Here is a 19,776-nt window from a genome sequence, read left to right as displayed (position 1 = left end):
TGTGAACGCCCGGCCGGCAGCCGATACCCGCATCCTGCTGGCCGTCACCGACTCCTCAGCGACTGCCGTCCGCATCGACGCCACCGGCGTGGAGCTCGACCGCACCGACATCGCCTCGACGGACCTCGCGGACTGGATCCGACGCGTTGAAGCGGATGAGCACCCGCGCTGGGTGATCCGCAGCGCCCGAGAGCTTTACCCCGAGCTTCTGGCCGCTAGAGCGCAGTTGACCCGCACGCATGATCTGCTGCTGTGCCATGCGATCCTCCGCGACACCGACGTCGTCGCACGTCCGCTTCCGCCGTCGCCTGACTGGCTGCCCCGCGAGCCCGAGATCGAAGCACCCGCCCTCTTCACCGCCGACGACCGCGGCACCCCCGAGTCGGTGGCCGAGCAGCTGGAGCAGTTGCAAGCTCAGCTGCGCGTGATCGCTGACGACCGAACTGGCCGACTGCCGCTGCTGTGCGCCGCGGAGTCGGCCGGCGGGCTCATCGCCGAGGAGATGCGGGCGGCGGGCCTGCCGTGGGATGCCTCTGAGCACGACCGCATCCTCACCGAGGTCGTCGGGGCGCGACCCGCAGGTGGCGGAATGCCCGCCCTCATGGCGCAGCACGCCGATGCGGTGCGCTTCCACCTCGGCGATCCGCATCTGCATCTCGACAGTCACACCAAGCTGCTGCGCGCGCTGCACCGTGTGGGGGTGAACGTCGAGTCCACCAGCCAGTGGGAGCTCAGCGAGATCTCGCATCCGGTCATCGCCCCGCTGCTGGCGTACAAGAAGATCTCCCGTCTGCTGAGCGCGAACGGCTGGGCATGGCTCGCCGAGTGGGTGCACGACGGCCGGTTCCGCCCGGTGTACATCCCCGGCGGCGTTGTCACCGGGCGGTGGGCGTCGTCCGGCGGCGGGGCCCTGCAGATCCCGCGCATCCTGCGCCCCGCCGTGCGTGCGGACCCGGGCTGGCGGCTTGTCGTCGCCGACGTCGCGCAGCTCGAACCGCGGATGCTAGCGGCGATGGCCTCCGACCGGGCCATGGCCGAGGCGGCCAGAGGGCAGGACCTCTACGCCGGCGTCGTCGCATCAGGAGCGGTGGCGACCCGAGAAGAAGCCAAGTATGCCGTGCTCGGCGCGATGTATGGCGCCACCACGGGAGACAGCGGCCGGCTCGTCCCGCGTCTGCGCCGGGTCTACCCTCGTGCCATGCACCACGTCGATACCGCGGCGCGCACCGGCGAGGACGGCGGGGTGGTGTCGACGTGGCTCGGGCGGTCGTCGCCGCGGCCGGATTCGTTATGGCAGGACGAACAATCGGCCGCCACAGGCGCGGATGCCGACCCGGCCGAGGTGAAGCGGGCACGGGCGCGAGCGCGGGATCGCGGCCGGTTCACGCGCAACTTCGTCGTGCAGGGCACTGCGGCCGAATGGGCACTGATCTGGCTCGCCGAGATCCGTCATCGGCTGCGGCAGCTGCCGGAATCCGCGGCCCAGGCGCCGGCATCCGGCGCGTTCTCGCACCGTGCGCATCTGGCGTTCTTCCTGCACGACGAGGTGATTCTGCACGTTCCCGAGGACCAGGCTGATGCCGCGGCCGACGCCGTGCGGGAAGCAGCGGCGGTGGCCACCCGGCGGCTGTTCGGCGGGTTCCCGATCGATGTGCCGCTCGATTTGCAGATCGTGCGGACCGCGGAGAAGTAGACTGAGCAGGCGATTGGGGCGGCTGGACGGTCGCGCTGCGGGAGACCGCACCGAGGAACGTCCGGGCTCCGCAGGGCAGGACGGTGGGTAACACCCACCCGGAGTGATCCGCGAGACAGTGCCACAGAGAGCAGACCGCCTCTGCGCTTCGGCGTGAGAGGTAAGGGTGAAAGGGTGGAGTAAGAGACCACCGGGGGCCGTGGTGACACGGCCCGCCAGGTAAACCTCGTCCGGAGCAAGGTCAGACAGAGGATGTTGACGCGGCCCGCCGAGTCCTCGGGTAGACCGCTGGAGCGGCACGGCAACGTGTCGCCGAGAGAGATGGCCGTCGAAGGGAGTCCTCGAGAGGGGCCCCGGAACAGAACCCGGCGTACAGGCCGCCCCATTCGCACCCTGTACGCCGGAACGGCCTCTCAGTCGGCGGCGAGCGACGCGGCCCCGATGATTCCCGACGAGTTGCGGTGGATCGCCGGCACGATCGGGGTGTTGAGCTCCAGCAGCGGGATGAACTTCTCGGGGTGCTTGGAGACTCCGCCGCCGACGACGAACAGGTCGGGAGTGAACAGGAACTCGACGTGCGAGAAGAAAACCTGCAGGCGTGCGGACCAGTCTTCCCAGGACAGCTCCTCGCGCTCCATCGCCGAGTACGCCGCCCAGCGCTCGATGGAGGCGTCCCCGACAGTGGTCCCGTCGTACAGCAGATGACCGAGCTCCGTGTTCGGCAGCAGCACGCCGTCATACAGGAACGCCGAGCCGATGCCGGTGCCGAGCGTTGCCAGAATCGTGAGGCCTTCGACGTCGCGCGCAGCACCGTGGCGCACCTCGGCGACACCCGCGGCATCCGCGTCATTGACGAACGTGATCGAGCGGCCGAGGCCGTCTTCAAAGAACTTCTCGGCTTCGAAGCCGACCCACTTCTTGGAGACGTTCGCCGCCGACAGCGTCTTGCCGCGTTTGACGATCGCGGGGAACGCCACGCCGAGCGGCAGGTCGGACTCCCGCACGCCCAGGGTGTCGAGCACCTCGTGCACCGCCTTCAACACGTCATTCGGAGACGCGCCCTTCGGTGTGTCGACACGGATGCGGTCGGACTCGAGTGTGCCCGATTTGAGGTTGACGATTCCCGCCTTGATGCCTGTGCCGCCGATGTCGACGCCGATCGCTTTTGCCATGGTCAATAGCCTAGCTAGAACCGGGCGCCCCACTAGGATCGTGACAAAGCATTCATGAAGGGATGGACCCATGTCTCGAGGAGAAGATCCGTACATGTCCAGCGGTGAGCGCAAGTACTGGTACAACACTTCCTCAAGCGAAGTCGAGTACGGCTACCTGTCACCCGCCGTCGACCGTGTGGGCCCGTTCGACACGGCGGAAGAAGCCGGCAACGCGATGCACACCCTTCGTGAGCGATCCGAGGCGTGGGCCGTCGAAGAGGCGATCGACGAGGACTGGCGCAAGGCCACAGACGTAGACAGGAAGCAGTAGCGCGGATGGGCATGGATAAGCAGCGGGACTTCGTGCTCCGGACGATCGAAGAGCGCGGCGTCAAGTTCGTCCGTCTCTGGTTCACCGACGTCATCGGCACGCTGAAATCGGTGGCGATCGCGCCGGCTGAGGTCGAAGGGGCTTTCGCTGAAGGCATCGGATTCGACGGATCTGCGATCGAGGGGCTCACCCGCACCTACGAGTCCGATCTGCTCGCCCAGCCGGATCCCACGACGTTCCAGGTCCTGCCGTGGCGCGGTGAGATCGACCCGACTGCGCGCATGTTCTGCGACCTCACGATGCCCGATGGTCAGCCGGCGGTCGCCGATCCCCGGAACGTGCTCAAGCGCACACTCGCCAAGGCGGCGGATGCCGGTTTCACCTTCTACACCCACCCCGAGGTGGAGTTCTACCTCCTCAAATCGTCGCTGATCGGTCCCGAGGGGCCCGTGCCGGTGGATTCGGCGGGGTACTTCGACAACGTGCCCGGCGGTACCGCGCACGATTTCCGCCGGCGTTCGGTGCGGATGCTGGAAGACCTGGGCATCTCGGTCGAGTACAGCCACCACGAGGGTGGCCCTGGCCAGAACGAGATCGACCTGCGCTATGCAGACGCGCTCACGATGGCCGACAACATCATGACCTTCCGCACGGTGGTCAAGGAGGTCGCGATCGAGCAGGGCGTCTATGCGACGTTCATGCCCAAGCCGATGAGTGAGCAGCCCGGCAGCGGCATGCACACGCACATGTCGCTGTTCGAGGGCGACCAGAACGCGTTCTGGGAAGAAGGCGCCGAGTATCAGCTCTCCAAGACCGGGCGGCATTTCATCGCCGGTCTGCTGCGGCACGCGAATGAGATCGCCGCGGTCACCAACCAGTTCGTGAACTCCTACAAGCGTCTGTGGGGCGGAGATGAGGCACCGAGCTTCGTCACCTGGGGCCACGCGAACCGCTCGGCCCTCGTGCGGGTTCCGATGTACAAGCCGAACAAGAGCCAGTCGTCGCGCGTGGAGCACCGCGGCGTGGATTCGGCCGCGAACCCTTACCTCGCCTATGCACTGATGCTCGCCGCTGGGCTCAAAGGCATCGAGAACGAGTACGAACTGCCCGCCGAGGCCGAGAACAACGTCTGGTCGCTCAGCGACGCCGAGCGCCGAGCGCTCGGGTACTCGTCGCTGCCGGCGAGCCTCGATCACGCCCTCGAGCTCATGCAGGACTCGGAGCTCGTCGCCGAGACCCTCGGTGAGCAGGTGTTCAACTACGTGCTGCTCAACAAGCGCAAGGAGTGGGAGGCCTACCGCAGTCAGGTCACACCGTTCGAGTTGAAGAGCAACCTCGAACTGCTCTGATCGATGGCCCGGTCTGACTCCGCGCTTTCGCGGTCGGCGCTGGCCAAGCGCGGATTCACGCGTCTGAGCGCCGCCGCCGACGCGATCGATGAGCTGTCGGCCCTGCTCGATATCGACGGCGCCCGGCTGCTGGCCGGCTCGTACGCCGCGGACCCCGACGCGGCGGCCGAGGGCATGCTCCGGGTGGCCAGACGCGACGCCTCGGGTCTGCGCAGACTGCTTGACGACGATGAGACCCGAGACATCGTCTGGCGTGTGTTCGGAGCGTCTGCCGGCCTTGCGGACTTCTTCCTCCGGCATCCCGATGAGCTCTCCGCGCTCGAAGACATCGGGCCTCTGGTGCCGAACGCATCGACGCTGGGCGAACGGATGCTGGATGCCGTGGGCGCCGTTGACGGTTTCGCGGCATCCGCCGACGAGAGCGCCTGGGTAGCCCTGCGGATCGCGTACCGGCGATCACTGGCCGAGATCGCGGCCATCGACCTGTCGACGCCGGAGCCGGCGTCGAGGATCGCGGCCATCTCGGCCGCCCTCGCCGACGCCGCGGGCGCAGCGCTGGAGGCATCGCTCGCCGTTGCGCGCACCCGGGTGGCCGCGACGGTCCCGGCGGATGAGGTCGCAAGCACGCAGTTGACGATCATCGGCATGGGCAAGGCGGGCGCGCGCGAGCTGAACTACGTCAGCGACGTCGACGTCATCTTCGTCGGGGGCACGAAGGATGAGAGTCGGCTCGACGAGAGTCGTGCGATCGACATCGCCACCCGCCTGGCCAGGGAGACGATCAGTGGCGTCTTCGGCATCGAGACCGAACCGCCGCTCTGGGAGGTCGATGCGAGCCTGCGGCCGGAAGGCAATCAGGGTGCGCTGGTTCGGTCGCTCGACTCGCACCTGGCGTACTACGACCGGTGGGCGCAGAGCTGGGAGTTCCAGGCGCTCCTCAAAGCCCGCCCGATCGCGGGGGACGAGCAGCTCGGGGAGGCGTACCTCGAAGCCGTGCAGCCGAAGATCTGGTCGAGCGCTGCGCGCGAGGACTTCGTCGACAGCGTGCAGCGGATGCGGCAGCGCGTCACCGAGCACGTCGACGCCGACGATGCGCCATACCAGCTCAAGCTCGGCGTCGGCGGCCTGCGCGACATCGAGTTCACCGTGCAGCTGCTGCAGCTCGTGCATGGACTGAGCGATGAAGACATCCGCACGCGCGGCACGCTCGAGAGTCTCGACGCCCTGGTCACCGGTGGGTACATCGGTCGGGCGGATGCGGCGGCCTTCGCCGCCGACTATCGGACACTGCGGCTGCTTGAGCACCGGATGCAGCTCAAGGACCTCACCCGGACCCACCTCATGCCGCGCACGACGGAGGAACTGCGGGTCCTCGCGCGAGCCTCCGGGTTGGCTGAGACCGGGGAAGCAGTCTGGAACCTTTGGGAGCGCGTACGGCGCGAGGTGCGCGACATCCACACGCGACTGTTCTACCGGCCTCTGCTCAGTGCTGTCGCCGGGCTGCCTGAGGAGGAGCGGGCGCTTTCCACGGAGCAGGCCCGAGATCGCCTGGCCGCCATCGGTTTCCGTGATCCGGCCGGAGCGCTGCGGCACATCGGCGCCCTCACCACGGGCATCAGCCGCAAGGTCACCATTCAACGTCACCTCATGCCGGTGATGGTGCGCTGGTTCGCCGACGGCAGTGATCCCGACTACGGGTTGCTCGCGTTCCGCCGGATCAGCGAGCGCCTCGGCGACACATCGTGGTTCCTGAGGATGCTGCGTGACTCGTCCGGAGCGGCGGAGAACCTGACGCTGCTGCTGTCGTCGTCGCAGTACGTCGGCGAGCTGATGGAGTGGATTCCGGAGTCGGTCGCCTGGCTCGAGCAGGCCGAGCGTCTGCGCCCGCGCGGAGAAGAGAAGCTCGAGGAGGAAGCCAGAGCGATCCAGACCCGCCACGCATCGGTGGCCACCGCGGTGAAAGCCGTGCGGGGGCTCCGACGCCGCGAGCTTCTGCGCACGGCGATGGGCGCCGTCCTCGACACCCTGACGATCGAAGAGCTGGCGACGGCCCTCACCGCGATCACCGACACCACGATCCAGGCGGCGCTTCGGGCCGTGCGGCGTGACGTCGTCCCCGTCGAGGACGCCGCATTCGAGTTCGCGATCATCGGCATGGGGCGATTCGGTGGTGCAGAGCTCGGCTTCGGCTCGGATGCCGACATCCTCTACGTCTATGACACCGGCGGCATCGACCCGCAGCGCGCGCAGGCACACGCAGCGAAGCTCGTGGCGGGGCTGCGCGAGCATCTGACCGATGGCAAGGTTCCCCTGGATCTCGACGCCGATCTGCGACCAGAGGGGCGCACCGGGCCGGTCGTGCGGTCTCTGACGGCGTACACCGAGTACTACCGGCGGTGGTCGGTGTCGTGGGAGGCGCAGGCGCTGCTGCGTGCGCGCGGCGTGGCTGGGGACCGTGCGCTCATCGAGCAGTTCATGGCCATGGCCGACAGTATCCGGTACCCGGCCGAAGTCGACGAGCAGGGGCTGCGGGAGATCAAGCGGATCAAGGCGCGCGTCGAGGGGGAGCGGCTGCCGCAGGGCGCCGATCCGCGTCGACACCTCAAGCTCGGCCCCGGCGGACTCAGCGATGTCGAGTGGCTCGTTCAGCTCATCCAGCTTCAGCACGCCCATGCCGTGCCGGCATTGCGCACCACGTCGACGCTCGATGCTCTGACGGCGGCGGTCGAAGCCGACCTGCTGGACACGGAGGATGCCGAACTGCTGCGCGAAGCCTGGCTGCTCGCCAGCCGCCTGCGCTCGGCGATCACCCTGCGCACCGGGCGCACCAGTGATCTGCTGCCCTGGGACCGTGGCGAACTCGACGCGATCGCACGACTGCTCGGGTATCCCGAACGATCTGCGAACGACGTGGAAGAGGACTACCTCGGCACCACCCGTCGCGCTCGGAGGGTCTTCGAACAGCTGTTCTACGGCTGAGTGCCGTGTCTGGTTTGCGGATCGGGCCATGCTGGCTCAGGCTGAGCACATGACAGCGACGAGCTACGGCCTCATCTGGAACCCCTCGAAGATCGACGAGGACGAGTTGCGCTCGGCGGTCGCCGAGCACCTCGGCGACGCTGTCCGGTGGTGGGAGACGAGTGAGGACGACCCCGGTCGCGGGATGGCAGAGGAAGCGCTCGAGGCAGGATGCCGCACCGTCATCGCCGTCGGCGGTGACGGGACCGTCCGCGCCGTTGCCGAGACGCTGGCCGGCACCGATGTCTCGCTGGGCATCGTCCCGCAGGGGACAGGCAACCTTCTGGCCCGCAACCTCGAGGTGCCATTGGAAGACATCCCCGCCGCCCTCCGGCGGATCAGCGCAGGGGAGGATCGGCGCATCGACCTCGGCTGGGTGCGGTTCGACGATCAGGAGCACGCCTTCGCGGTGATGGTCGGCTTCGGCGTCGACGCGCAGATGCTCGTCGAGACGGATGACGACCTGAAGAGCCGTGCCGGCTGGCTCGCCTACGTCGAGGCGATGGGCCGCGCCATGGCCGGTACCGAGATGACCGACGTCACGGTGACTCTCGATGACGAGGAACCGAGAGAGGTGCGCGGGCACACGATGCTGATCGGCAACTGCGGCATGGTGCAGGGCGGCCTGCGCCTGCTGCCGGACGCCAAGCTCGACGATGGCCTTCTCGACCTGTTGCTGATCACCTCGGACGGCGCGCTGCAATGGCTCGACACCGTGCGCTCCGTGGTGTGGGACAACGGCATCCGCCGGCTGCTCACCAAAGACAACAAGACCGTCAACACCGACTCGACCCACTTCCACTCCGCCGAGCGCATCCGGGTCGAGCTGCAGCGTCCGCTCCAGTTCGAGGTCGACGGCGAGGAGGTCGGCGAGGTCACCTCGTTCGAGGTGCGCGTGCAGGCCGGAGCCGTCAAGGTCCTCTGAGAGCAGAAGAGCCGAACCGCAGGGCGGGGTTCGGCTCTTCTCTGACCTGCGACGGCGTCAGACGCCGTAGTACAGCTCGAACTCGAAGGGGTGCGGACGCTGGGCGAGCGGCAGGATCTCGTTCTCGAGCTTGTACGAGATCCACGTCTCGATGAGCTCCTCGGTGAACACGCCGCCCTCGAGCAGGAACTGGTGGTCCTCACGCAGGACCTCCAGCGAGTCCTGCAGTGAGTTCGGCACCTGCGGGATGTTCTTGGCCTCCTCCGGCGGGAGTTCGTAGAGGTCCTTGTCGATCGGAGCGAGGGGTTCGATGCGGTTCTTGATGCCGTCCAAGCCCGCCATGAGCTGCGCGGCGAAAGCGAGGTAGGGGTTGCTCGCGGCATCCGGCACGCGGAACTCGATGCGCTTGGCCTTCGGGTTCGAACCAGTCAGGGGGATGCGCACAGCGGCCGAGCGGTTGCCGGCCGAGTACGCGAGGTTCACGGGCGCCTCGAAGCCCTTCACCAGCCGGTGATAGCTGTTCAGCGACGGGTTCGTGAACGCGAGCACGGAGCCGGCGTGCTTGAGCAGTCCGCCGATGTACCAGCGGGCGACGTCGCTGAGCTGGGCGTAGCCGGCCTCGTCGTAGAACAGGGGCTTGCCCTCGCTCCACAGCGACTGGTGCGTGTGCATGCCCGATCCGTTGTCGCCGTAGAGCGGCTTCGGCATGAACGTCGCGGTCTTGCCCCACTCCTCTGCGGTGTTCTTGACGATGTACTTGAACTTCAGCACGTCGTCTGCGGCCGAGACCATCGTGTCGAACTTGTAGTTGATCTCCGCCTGCCCGGCGGTGCCGACCTCGTGATGCGAGCGCTCGACCTCGAGACCGACATCCATCAGTTTGAGGACGATGTCGTCGCGGATGTCGGCCTGCTTGTCGACGGGCGAGACAGGGAAATAGCCGCCCTTGTAGGGGGTCTTGTTGCCGAGGTTGCCGCCCTCTTCCTTACGGCCGGTGTTCCAGGCCGCCTCTTCGGAGTCGACGCTGTAGAAGCTCTTGCCGGCGCCGACCTCGTAGCGCACGTCGTCGAAGATGTAGAACTCGGCCTCGGGCGCGAAGAACGCCGTGTCGGCGATGCCGGTGGAGACCAGGTACTTCTCGGCCTTCTTGGCGACCTGACGCGGGTCCTTGGCGTAGATCTCACCGGTGCGGGGGTTGTAGATGTCGAAGACCATGATGAGGGTCTTCTCCTCGCGGAAGGGATCGAGGTACGCGGTGGTCACATCGGGGATGAGCTGCATGTCCGATTCGTGGATGCTGGCGAAACCGCGGATGGATGAGCCGTCGAAGAGCTGGCCGTCGGTGAAGAAGGCTTCGTCCACCGTCGACGCGGGGATGTTGAAGTGCTGCTGAACGCCCGGCAGATCGGTGAAACGGATGTCAAGGAACTTGACGTCGTTCTCCTTGATGTAGCTCAGCACTTCGGACGAATCGGTGAACATTTATCACTCCTGGATGATTCGGGATTGTGGTCTTGAGACCTTCATGAAGAGTAGGGGCGAGGCATTACTCGGCCGTGTCCTCTTTGTTTCGGCCATGTTACAGACCCTCGCTAGGATGGACGGGTGACGGACGCGGTTAACTCATACCCGGGAGAGCGTCTCGGCTACCCGGAGGCGGGTCCTGGGAGCATCGCTCGGGTGGGCCGTCGCATCGGTGCCCTGGCCATCGACTGGGCGGCCGCCGTGGTGATTTCGATCGCGTTCTTCCAGTACGACGCGCTCGCGACACTGCTTGTGTTCATCGTGGTGCAGATCGTGTTCATCCCGACCATCGGCGGGAGCCCGGGTCACCGCATCGTCGGGATGCGGCTGGTGCTGCAGAACGGCGCGTGGGTCGGCCTGTGGCGACCTATCGTGCGCACGCTGCTGCTGGCACTCGTCATCCCCGCCGTCATCTGGGATCAGGATCAACGAGGTCTCCACGATAAGGCGGTCGCCACGGTTCTCATTCGGGCGTAGTCAGACCCGACCGCGATTGCGGCGACGCGTCTTCTTCGGTGCACGGCCGCCCAGGAACGATCGAGCCGGGTCGACGATGAAGCCGCGCCGCAGCGCCTCTCTGCCGATCAGCATGCGGAAGCCCATTTCGTCGCGCTTGCTCAGGGTCACCTCGGAGACGATGAGCTGGTCGACCAACCGGATCGCCAACAGCACGACGAGGCGCTCCTGAGCGTGCCCGGACGAGCTGCGCACGGCGCGCCGATCGTGGATCGGGCACTCGACGATGGTGGCGTCGGCGTTCGTATCCTGCCAGGGATTCACCCGGAACCGTACCCACGCTTCGCCTTCGCGCTCGAACTCGACGACGTCGAACGCGTGCAGCGATGAGGTGCGCGCACCGGTGTCGATCTTCGCCTTGATCCAGTCCACACCGGCATCGGGCAGGCTGACCCATTCACGCCACCCGGTAAGAGTGTTTGAATGAGATGTCTTACCCACGCGATACATCTTGGCAGGAAAACCCCGTGAAGCTCGCCGTACTCTCCCGCGCCCCGCAGGCATACTCCACTCAGCGTCTCCGGGCGGCGGCCCAGAAGCGCGGGCACGAGGTCAAAGTGCTCGACACACTGAAGTTCGCCATCGACCTCAGCGGAGACGAGCCGGATCTGCACTTCCGTGGCAAACCGCTCAGCGACTACGACGCCATCCTCCCGAGGATCGGCAGTTCGATCACCTATTTCGGCACGGCGGTCGTGCGGCAGTTCGAGCAGATGGACGTCTACACGCCCAACACGGCCAACGGCATTTCGAGTGCCCGCGACAAACTGCGGGCGAGCCAGATCCTCTCACGGCACAACATCGCGATGCCCGCGACGGCGTTCGTACGCAACCGCGCCGATGTGCGCCCCGCGATCGAGCGCGTCGGCGGAGCCCCCGTCGTCATCAAGCTGCTCGAGGGGACGCAGGGAATCGGTGTGATCCTTGCGCCGCAGGTGAAGGTCGCCGAGGCGATCATCGAGACGCTGCATTCGACGAAGCAGAACGTGCTGATCCAGCGGTTCGTCTCCGAGAGCCGCGGGCGCGACATTCGCGCACTCGTCGTCGGCGACCGTGTCGTCGCGGCTATGCGGCGCGTCGCCGCCGGTGACGAGTTCCGCTCCAACGTGCACCGCGGCGGCAGCGTCGAGGCTGTTCAACTCGACCCGCTGTACGAGCAGGCCGCCGTGCGCTCCGCGCAGATCATGGGGCTCCGCGTCGCCGGTGTCGACATGCTCGAGGGCGAGGAGGGGCCACTAGTGATGGAGGTGAACTCCTCACCGGGTCTGCAGGGCATCGAGCAGGCGACGGATCTCGACGTGGCCGGAGCCGTCATCGACTACATCGCAGCCCAGGTGGCGTTCCCCGAGATCGACGTCCGACAGCGGCTGACCGTGTCGACCGGCTACGGGGTCGCCGAGCTCAGCGTCCACAGCGCGGTCGAGCTCGTCGGCAGGACCCTGGGGGAGTCGGGCCTGGCGGAGCGCGACATCACCGTTCTGACATTGCACCGCGGTGTCACCGTGATCCCCAACCCGCGCAAGAACGTGGTGCTCGAGGCCGATGACCGGCTGCTGTGCTTCGGCAAGCTCGAAGAGATGCGCTCGATGGTGCCCGAGCGCCGCAGGCGTCGTGCCAGGGTGCGCCGTCTGCCGAAGGAACCGCTGAAGTGACGGATCCTGCGGAGATCTGGCCGCTGCTGCGGATCAGCGCGGACGCTGTGCGCGCACCTTCGTCGGGTCGATGCCCTTCGGGATGGGCAGCGAGGTCACCGACTGCGAAACCGAGTCGATGCGACGGATGACTGCAGCCATGGTCGTCTTGTCGATGGCCTGGGGCAGCTTCTTGATGGTCTTGGCGAGATCGGCGATCGCAACCTCGTCATCGCCGTGCCCGACGTAGTAGACGTGCACCGGCACTCCGTGGGCGACGCGCTGGGCCTTCGTGCGCTCCTCGTTGACGAGGCGGGTGAGCCGGCCGCGCGTGCCCTCGCCGACGATGACGATGCCGCCGCGGCCGATGGCACGGTAGACGGCCTCCTGCGTCTTCGGGTTGATGCCGACGGGGGAGTCGGATGCCTGCCATTTGCGCCCGAGGCTTGAGCTGAGCACGTGCCCGCTCGCCCCCGGCATCCCGTCGATCTTCTGGTACATCGCACTGGTTGACAGACGGGTCATGAGGAACAGCGAACCGAGCACACCCAGCATGAGACCGGTGACGCCCCAGAGCACGAGCGACCAGATCTGCAGCGGCGGGATGAGGAACCCGATGACCAGACCGATGAGGATGCCGCCGATGAGGATCGCGATCTGCGCCCAGGGCAACCAGGGATAGATCTCGCGCGTGAACCGGAAGAGAGACTTGATCTGGGAGAAGAAACCCGGACGCTTTTCGGATTCGGAAGCACGCTTAGCCATGCGTACCAGGATACCGAGTCCGGCGGCTGCCGATGTGCGCGTTCGCGGGGGGCGCACTCGTTCTGCACATCTGATCGTGCGGTCGATCTGTCCACATTCGCGCCGCAGGCCCCTGCCGTGACGCTCGGGTGCGCTGTGATGGGGCGATGACCGAGACGGATGCCGCAGTTGATCGTTCCGTGCTGGTGCCGGGTGCGCACCGGCTGATCCGTACCGTCGATCGCGACGAGGGGCCGTTCGCCGGAGCGTTGGTGGGGTACGAAGACGGCGTCGCCGTCTGCGTGGATGCTGCAGACCTGGCCGGCTGGGGAGGTTGGTCGCACTCCGATGGCGAGCACGTGTGCGGCGTCCTGGACCTGCGGCGCCGGCCGGACGGTCACGACGCCCTGCTCCCGTGGTGCACCGAGCGCGTGGAGACGTTCGTGGGCCGTCGCCGCACCGCGGACGCCCCGCTGGCACCCGGAGAGCTCGGAACGCTTGTGGCGAGCCTGTTGCGCGGCATCCGGGAGCTCGGAACGGATGCTGCACAGGCCGAGGGAGACTGGTGGCTCACGGGAGACGGCCGCCCGCTGTTCGTGCACGGCGACGGCGGTGGCGCGCGAGCGCGGACGGCAGCGCTGGTCGAGCGGATCTCTGGTCACACCAATGACCGGGCGACCGGCCGCGTGCTCACCGAGATCATCTCTGCACTGCGCGAACACCGTCACCACGATGACGAGGATGCCCGGTGGGAGGAGCAGCTCTTCGCGATCGCCGCGCCGCGGGCTCTGCGGCTCGATGTGTTCGCACCCGAGAAGGCAGCCGATCTGGCGACCCGCAGGTCAACACGGCTCGACCTCGGGACGGCGCAGCGGACCCGCGGCCACGCAGGTCGCGACCGCGGCGAACGCGCTGACCGTGTCGGGGGCCGGCTTCGGGTGCGTGCCGCACTCGACGGCCTGATCGAGTGTTCGCGCGCGCTGTCGGCGCGGGTGAGGGAACGACCGTGGCCTGCGGCCCGCGCCGAAGCGCGCAAAAAGCCGCGCGACGGGGCGCAGAAGAAGGAACGCGTCTCGATCCGACCGCGGCGCCGACCGCTGATCATCGCCGGATCGCTCGCCGTCGCCGTCCTCGCGGTAGGGCTGCTGTGGCCGGAGGGCCAAGAGGACGAGCCCGCCGTGGCCGCGCAGACGGAGAACGCGCCACCGACTGCGGAGCCCGCAGAAACGCCCGATCCCACGGGATCTGCCGCGCCGGAGCCGACGGAGTCACCGGCGGAGGCGGCTGACGACCCGGTGGCCGCAGATGACGCGCTGACGGCGACCCCCGTGCTGCTCGACACCGTCGCGGCGTGCGTGGAGATGGCGGACGCGACATGCGCCGAAGCACTGGCGGCGGGCGTCGCGCTGCCGACCGACGGGCTGATCGTGCAGGGAGCCGGCGGGAGCACCGCCGCACTCATCGACGACTACGGAGACGTTGCCGTAGTGAAGCTGGTGCCGGGAGAGTCGGGAGAAGGCGCCGCCGAGCAGATGATCGTGCTCGAGCGCCGAGAAAAGAAATGGCTGGTGCGCGACGTGTATGACGTCGCGCACCAGCCGAACGGGCTCTGACCCGAGTCAGGCGCCCAGGTTACCGGCGAAGTCCGCTGCCTCCAGGCGCGTCTTGACGGCGCCGAGGAAGCGGGCGGCGTCGGCACCATCGACGATGCGGTGATCGTACGAGATCGCGAGGTACACGTACGAGCGGACCGCGATCGCGTCGACACCGTCGACCGTCACCACGCCGGGGCGCTTGAAGACGATGCCGGTGCCGAGGATCGCCGACTGCGGCAGGAACACCAGCGGGGTGTCGAACAGCGCGCCGCGGGAGCCCGTGTTCGTCACCGTGAAGGTGCCACCGGCGAGCTCGTCGGGCTTCAGCTTGTTGTCACGCGTACGGGCCGCGAGATCTGCGATCTCGTGGGCGAGCTGCGCAAGGTTCTTCGTCGCCGCGTCGCGGACGACAGGGGTGAGCAGTCCGCGTTCAGTGTCGACCGCGATCGAGACGTTCTCGGACTCTGGGTAGACGATGTTCTCCCCGTCGACGGTCGCATTGATGACAGGGAAGGCCTGCAGTGCCTCGGCGGCGGCGAGCGTGAAGAACGGCAGGAACGACAGCTTGTCGCCGGTCTTCTTGAGGAAATCGTCCTTGACACTGTTGCGGTAGTTCGCCAGGGCGGTCACATCGACCTCGACGAACGTGGTCAGCTGCGCCGTCTGCTGCATCGACGCGACGGCGCGCTCAGCGACGACCTTGCGCAGGCGCGACATCTTCTGGGTCGTTCCGCGCAGTGGTGAGACCTCCAGCGGGGCGGGAGCAGGAGCCGCGGCGGCCGCAGCGGGGGCGGCACCCTTCGACTCTGCAGCCTTGAGGACGTCCTCCTTGCGGATGCGTCCACCGACACCCGACCCGGTGACCGTTGCGAGATCGACGCCCTGCTGGGAAGCCAGACGACGCACGAGCGGGGTCACATACAGCGAGCCCTTCGCATCACCGGCCGGAGCGGCGGGCTCTGCGGCGGGCGCAGGGGCCGCCGCAGGAGTGGGAGCCGCGGGCTGCGCAGCTGGTGCCGGCGCAGCTGCTGGCGCGGCGGCAGGCGCCTCAGCGGCAGGAGCTTCGGCGGCGGGAGCGGGTGCTTCAGCAGCAGGCGCCGGAGTTTCGGCGGCGGGTGCGGGTGTCTCGGCCGCAGGTGCGGCGGGAGCGGCGCCCGAGCCGACACGAGCCAGCACGCCGCCGACCTCGACGGTCTCGTCCTCGCCGGCCACGATCTCCTGCAGCACGCCGGCGACAGGCGAGGGGATCTCGGTGTCGACCTTGTCGGTCGAGATCTCCAGCAGCGGCTCATCGACGGCGACATCGTCGCCGACCTGCTTCAGCCAGCGGGTGACCGTGCCCTCGGTGACGCTTTCACCCAGTTCGGGCAGCCGGACATCGGTTGCGTCGCCGGACGGCGCGGCAGTCTCGGCGGCAGGTGCGGCCTCAGCAGCCGGTGCGGGCGCCGCTTCTGCGGGTGCCTCCTGTCCGGGCGCCGGTGCGGCGTCAGCCGGTGCAGCTTCGGCAGGTGCAGCTTCGGCAGGTGCAGCTTCGGCAGGTGCAGCCTCGGGAGCAGATTCGGCTGCAGCCGGGGCGTCCGACTCGGGGGCCGCACCGCTGCCGTCGCCGACGCGGGCGAGGAGGGCGCCGACCTCGACGGTCTCGTCCTCGGCGACGAGGATCTCCTCGATGACGCCGCTGACCGGCGAGGGGATCTCGGTGTCGACCTTGTCGGTCGAGATCTCGAGCAGGCCCTCGTCCGCCTGAACGGTGTCTCCCACCTGCTTCAGCCAGCGGGTGACCGTACCCTCTGTGACGCTCTCACCGAGAGCGGGGAGGACCACGGATGTGCTCATGACGGAGTCTCCTTCAAGAATGTTTGTGACGTATTCAGCTTAGTGACCCTGACACCGGTTGGTGGTCAGAGGGCGTGCAATGGTTTTCCGGCGAGTGCGAGGAAAGCTTCGCCGAGCGCTTCGCTCTGCGTCGGATGCGCGTGGATGAGGGGTGCGACATCCTCGGGATGCGCCTCCCAGGCGACGGCGAGCTGCCCCTCGGTGATGAGCTCGCCCACCCGGTCGCCGAGCAGATGGACGCCCAGCACTGGGCCGTCCTTGAGCCGGACGACCTTGACGAGCCCCGTGGTGCCGATGATCTCGCTCTTGCCGTTGCCGGCGAGGTTGTACTCGTACGACACGACCGCATCCGCGCCGTGCTCGGCGGCAGCGGCCGCTTCCGTCAGACCGACGGAGGCGACTTCGGGGTTGCTGTACGTGATCTTCGGGATCTGCGACTCCGGGATCGGAGCGGGGGAGAGCCCGGCGATCCGTTCGGCGACGGCGATGCCCTGCAGGAAACCGCGGTGCGCGAGTTGCAGGCCGGGGACGATGTCTCCGACCGCCCAGAGGTTTTCCACGCCCGTGCGCAGTTCGTCGTCGACGGTCACGAAACCGCGATCCAGGGTCACGCCGGCCTCCTCGAAACCGAGGTCGGCGGTGACGGGGCCGCGTCCGACGGCGACGAGAAGATAGTCGCCGGTGAAAGTCTTGCCGTCCTCCAGCGTCACGGTGACACCCGCATCGTCCTGCGTCGCGGTCTGGAACCGGGTTCCGAGCGAGTACTGGATGCCGCGGCGGCGGAAGGCGCGCTCGAGCCCCTTGCTGAGTGCGAGGTCCTCGTTGGGAACCAGATGCGGCAGTGCCTCGATGATCGTCACCTCGGCGCCGAACGAGCGCCATACGCTCGCGAATTCGACGCCGATCACGCCGCCGCCGAGCACGAGCACGCGCTCCGGGACGACATCGAGCGCGAGCGCCTGCTCGCTGGTGAGGATGCGTCCACCGATCTCGAGGCCGGGCAGCGAACGGCTGTACGACCCGGTTGCGAGGACGACATCGGTGCCGCTGTACACGTCATCGCCCACAGCGACGGTGAGGTCGGCGTTGAGCCGCCCCGTGCCGACGACGGTGGTGATGCCACGGGCCTTGATGAGCCCCTCGAGGCCCTTGAACTTCTTCGCGACGATGTTCTCGCGGTAGGTGCGGACGCCGGCGGCGTCGACGCCATCGAACGTCGCTCCGACGCCGACGGATGCGGCATCCCGAACATGATCGGCGACCTCGGCGGCGTGCAGCAGGGCCTTGGTCGGGATGCATCCGCGATGCAGACACGTGCCGCCGACCTTGTCCTTCTCGATCAGCGCGACGCTCTTGCCGAGCTCCGCGGCGCGGAGCGCTGCGGCGTAACCGCCGCTGCCGCCGCCGAGCACCACGAGATCGAAGGTGTGCGTGGTCATCGGACCTCCTTGGCGCGCGCCTCGGCGAACGCGACGAGCGATCGGACGGTGGCGCCGGTCGCGCCCTTGTCCGTGAAACCGTACGGGGAACTGCCGTTCTCCGACGATCCGGCGATGTCGAGATGCACCCACGGGATGCGCGGCGCATCGTCGTCGTCACCAGTGCGGCCGACGAAACGCTGCAGGAAGAGACCGGCGAACATCGAGCCGCCGGCGCGGTCGCCCATGTTCGCGTTGATCATGTCGGCGATAGGCGAGTCGAGCGAATCCTCCATGTACTCGGGCAGCGGGAGCGGCCAGGCGAGCTCATCTTCGGCATCGGCGGCCGTGAGGTACTGGGCCACGGCGAGGTCGTCGCCCATCACGCCGGTGTGCCTGTGCCCCAGCGCGACGAGGATCGCGCCGGTCAGCGTGGCAACGTCGAAGATGACGTCGGGCTTCTCCCGGCTGGCGGCGACGAGTCCGTCGGCCAGGACGAGGCGTCCCTCGGCATCCGTGTTGAGCACCTCGACGGTCTTGCCGTCCAGCATCCGCAGAACGTCGCCCGGGCGGGTGGCGCTCCCGGAGGGCATGTTGTCGGTGATGCACATCCAAGTGCTCACGCGCACCGGCAGCTTCAACTCGGCGATGGCGCGCAGCGCGGCGAGCACTGTGGCCGAGCCCGCCATGTCGAACTTCATCCCGACCATCGAGGCTGCGGGCTTGAGGGAGAGCCCGCCGGTGTCGAAGGTGATCCCCTTGCCGACCAGGGCCATGTGCGTCGCAGCATCCGCCGGTGCGTACTCGAGGTGCACGACCCGCGGCGGGCGATCCGAGCCCTGCGCGACACCGAGCACGCCACCGTAGCCCTGGTCTGCGAGGGCCTGCTCATCGAGCACTTCAACGGACACGTCGAGGTCTGCGACAGCATCCACGGCGCTCTGCGCCAGGTCGGCCGGGCTCTGCCACTCGGCCGGTACCGAGACGAGATCCTTTACGAGGGCGAGCGCGTCGCCGAGCACGCGGGCCCGTTCGACCTCTTCGGCCGAGACCGTCGTGCCGTGCACGATGACCGTGTCGGCGCGGGTCTTTCCCGTGCCCGTGCGGTAGCCGTCGAACCGGTAGCCGCCGTAGACAGCACCCTCTGCTGCGGCGCCGGCGAACTCGTCCAGCGGACCGGCGGCCGCGATCGCGACAGTGGCGAATCCGGTGAGCGAACGCAGCGCCGTGCCAGCCGCCTCGCGAACGGATGCCGCGTCAACGGCCTTGCCTGCGCCGGCGACGGCGAGGGGCAGCGCGGTGACATCCGGCGCGTGCACCCTGGCGTACGAGGATGCGGAGCCCGTGAAGCCGACGGCGGTGAGGACGTCCTTCAGACCGGGGTAGGCATCCAGCGCATCGGGAAACGCCTCGAGATCGGGGATGACGAGCACTGCGGCGTCGGCAGCGCTCCCGGGGAATGGATCTGTGGTGTGCGAGAGCGCAGGAAGCGTCATGCCTCCATCCTATGCACCGAGCGCGTCATCGGTCGGAGTGCTGTTCGCTGTGAGCATGACATCGCCGCGCCCGCTGTCCCGTGCTGCTCGTAGCATGGACTCATGCCCGTCTCCGGAGAGCTGTACGAACGCGTCGCCAACGCACCCGCCGTCCCGCAGGGGCTGCCGCTGGTCATCCTGCTCACCGGGTTCACCGATGCGGGCAGCGCCGTCTCGGGACTCATCGACCACCTTCGCGACGATTCCGACCCGCAGCCCGTTGCGGTGTACGACAACGATGTGCTCCTCGATTACCGGGCGCGTCGCCCGGTGTTCGTCTTCGAGCAGGACCACCTCACCGAAATGCGACCCGCGCGCCTCGAGTTGTCGCTCGCGCACGACGCGCTCGGTCAGCAGTTCCTCCTGCTCACGGGATACGAACCCGACTTCTCGTGGAACGCTTTCTCGCAGAGCGTGCTCGACTTCGCCGAGGAGTTCGGCGTGTCCGGTGTCACCTGGGTGCATTCGATCGCGATGCCCGTGCCGCACACCCGGCCGATCAGCACG

Annotated in this window: 16 protein-coding genes and 1 other RNA gene; 10 read left to right on the top strand and 7 right to left on the bottom strand. The window is 67.8% G+C overall.

Going from position 1 to position 19,776, the window contains the following annotated elements; genetic code table 11:
• Position 1 precedes the first annotated feature (1 nt).
• Together ACTICP_RS10560 and rnpB are read left to right on the top strand one after the other, a co-directional pair.
• A complete protein-coding gene (locus ACTICP_RS10560) occupies positions 2 to 1,693 on the top strand; it encodes a bifunctional 3'-5' exonuclease/DNA polymerase (protein ID WP_441892157.1) in 1,692 nt (563 codons plus the stop codon).
• 14 nt (positions 1,694 to 1,707) lie between these two features.
• Positions 1,708 to 2,082, top strand: an RNA gene (gene rnpB, locus ACTICP_RS10555) — RNase P RNA component class A.
• A 24-nt stretch (positions 2,083 to 2,106) separates the two neighbouring features.
• On the opposite strand, the gene ppgK is transcribed toward rnpB, so the two are convergent.
• Positions 2,107 to 2,865 (bottom strand): polyphosphate--glucose phosphotransferase, encoded by a 759-nt coding sequence (gene ppgK, locus ACTICP_RS10550; RefSeq protein WP_441892155.1) that lies wholly within the window; start codon positions 2,863 to 2,865, stop codon positions 2,107 to 2,109.
• A 70-nt stretch (positions 2,866 to 2,935) separates the two neighbouring features.
• Here ppgK and ACTICP_RS10545 point away from each other — a divergent pair, with 70 nt between their 5' ends.
• From ACTICP_RS10545 to ACTICP_RS10530, 4 genes are read left to right on the top strand one after another with little or no spacing between them, the layout of a single operon-like run.
• Positions 2,936 to 3,178 carry an SPOR domain-containing protein gene (locus ACTICP_RS10545; protein ID WP_441892153.1) on the top strand — a complete coding sequence of 81 codons (243 nt, stop codon included), beginning with the start codon at positions 2,936 to 2,938 and terminating at the stop codon, positions 3,176 to 3,178.
• 11 nt (positions 3,179 to 3,189) lie between these two features.
• On the top strand, positions 3,190 to 4,527 hold the full coding sequence (gene glnA / locus ACTICP_RS10540; protein ID WP_441892151.1) for a type I glutamate--ammonia ligase: 1,338 nt from the start codon (positions 3,190 to 3,192) through the stop codon (positions 4,525 to 4,527).
• A gap of 3 nt (positions 4,528 to 4,530) precedes the next feature.
• Complete coding sequence (locus tag ACTICP_RS10535) at positions 4,531 to 7,506, top strand: bifunctional [glutamine synthetase] adenylyltransferase/[glutamine synthetase]-adenylyl-L-tyrosine phosphorylase (RefSeq protein ID WP_441892149.1); 2,976 nt, start codon at positions 4,531 to 4,533, stop codon at positions 7,504 to 7,506.
• A 49-nt stretch (positions 7,507 to 7,555) separates the two neighbouring features.
• Positions 7,556 to 8,470, top strand: a complete 915-nt coding sequence (locus ACTICP_RS10530) for a diacylglycerol/lipid kinase family protein (RefSeq protein ID WP_441892147.1) — start codon at positions 7,556 to 7,558, stop codon at positions 8,468 to 8,470.
• A gap of 57 nt (positions 8,471 to 8,527) precedes the next feature.
• On the opposite strand, the gene glnA (ACTICP_RS10525) is transcribed toward ACTICP_RS10530, so the two are convergent.
• Positions 8,528 to 9,952, bottom strand: coding sequence for a type I glutamate--ammonia ligase (glnA, locus tag ACTICP_RS10525; RefSeq protein WP_441892145.1), 1,425 nt, complete (start codon positions 9,950 to 9,952; stop codon positions 8,528 to 8,530).
• 123 nt (positions 9,953 to 10,075) lie between these two features.
• On the opposite strand from glnA (ACTICP_RS10525), the gene ACTICP_RS10520 reads away from it, so the two are divergent.
• Complete coding sequence (locus ACTICP_RS10520) at positions 10,076 to 10,471, top strand: RDD family protein (RefSeq protein WP_441892143.1); 396 nt, start codon at positions 10,076 to 10,078, stop codon at positions 10,469 to 10,471.
• On the opposite strand, the gene ACTICP_RS10515 is transcribed toward ACTICP_RS10520, so the two are convergent.
• Entirely contained in the window at positions 10,472 to 10,960 is a 489-nt protein-coding gene (locus tag ACTICP_RS10515; protein WP_441892141.1) for an ATP-dependent zinc protease family protein, read from the bottom strand. It lies immediately after the preceding gene.
• Between the two features lie 17 nt (positions 10,961 to 10,977).
• On the opposite strand from ACTICP_RS10515, the gene ACTICP_RS10510 reads away from it, so the two are divergent.
• Entirely contained in the window at positions 10,978 to 12,162 is a 1,185-nt protein-coding gene (locus ACTICP_RS10510; RefSeq protein ID WP_441892139.1) for a RimK family alpha-L-glutamate ligase, read from the top strand.
• 33 nt (positions 12,163 to 12,195) lie between these two features.
• On the opposite strand, the gene ACTICP_RS10505 is transcribed toward ACTICP_RS10510, so the two are convergent.
• Positions 12,196 to 12,906, bottom strand: coding sequence for a DUF4191 family protein (locus ACTICP_RS10505; RefSeq protein ID WP_441892137.1), 711 nt, complete (start codon positions 12,904 to 12,906; stop codon positions 12,196 to 12,198).
• Positions 12,907 to 13,052: 146 nt separating this feature from the next.
• On the opposite strand from ACTICP_RS10505, the gene ACTICP_RS10500 reads away from it, so the two are divergent.
• Positions 13,053 to 14,498 (top strand): hypothetical protein, encoded by a 1,446-nt coding sequence (locus ACTICP_RS10500; RefSeq protein ID WP_441892135.1) that lies wholly within the window; start codon positions 13,053 to 13,055, stop codon positions 14,496 to 14,498.
• A 6-nt stretch (positions 14,499 to 14,504) separates the two neighbouring features.
• Here ACTICP_RS10500 and sucB read toward each other — a convergent pair whose 3' ends face one another.
• The 3 genes from sucB to ACTICP_RS10485 form a co-directional block, all read right to left on the bottom strand.
• Entirely contained in the window at positions 14,505 to 16,316 is a 1,812-nt protein-coding gene (sucB, locus tag ACTICP_RS10495) for a 2-oxoglutarate dehydrogenase, E2 component, dihydrolipoamide succinyltransferase (protein WP_441892133.1), read from the bottom strand.
• Positions 16,317 to 16,381: 65 nt separating this feature from the next.
• Positions 16,382 to 17,755, bottom strand: coding sequence for a dihydrolipoyl dehydrogenase (lpdA, locus tag ACTICP_RS10490; protein WP_441892131.1), 1,374 nt, complete (start codon positions 17,753 to 17,755; stop codon positions 16,382 to 16,384).
• Positions 17,752 to 19,230, bottom strand: coding sequence for a leucyl aminopeptidase (locus tag ACTICP_RS10485; RefSeq protein ID WP_441892129.1), 1,479 nt, complete (start codon positions 19,228 to 19,230; stop codon positions 17,752 to 17,754). The genes lpdA and ACTICP_RS10485 overlap by 4 nt, the downstream gene beginning before the upstream one ends.
• 102 nt (positions 19,231 to 19,332) lie before the next feature.
• Between ACTICP_RS10485 and ACTICP_RS10480 the strand changes: the two genes are divergently transcribed.
• Positions 19,333 to 19,776: PAC2 family protein (locus ACTICP_RS10480; protein WP_441892127.1), on the top strand; the 444-nt coding region annotated here is incomplete at its 3' end.

Origin of the sequence: Microbacterium sp., assembly GCF_052102115.1 — a bacterium.
In the GTDB taxonomy this organism is placed as follows: domain Bacteria; phylum Actinomycetota; class Actinomycetes; order Actinomycetales; family Microbacteriaceae; genus Microbacterium.
The sequence above is the reverse complement of the archived record's forward strand: the minus strand, read 5'-3'. Positions and strand labels throughout refer to the sequence as shown.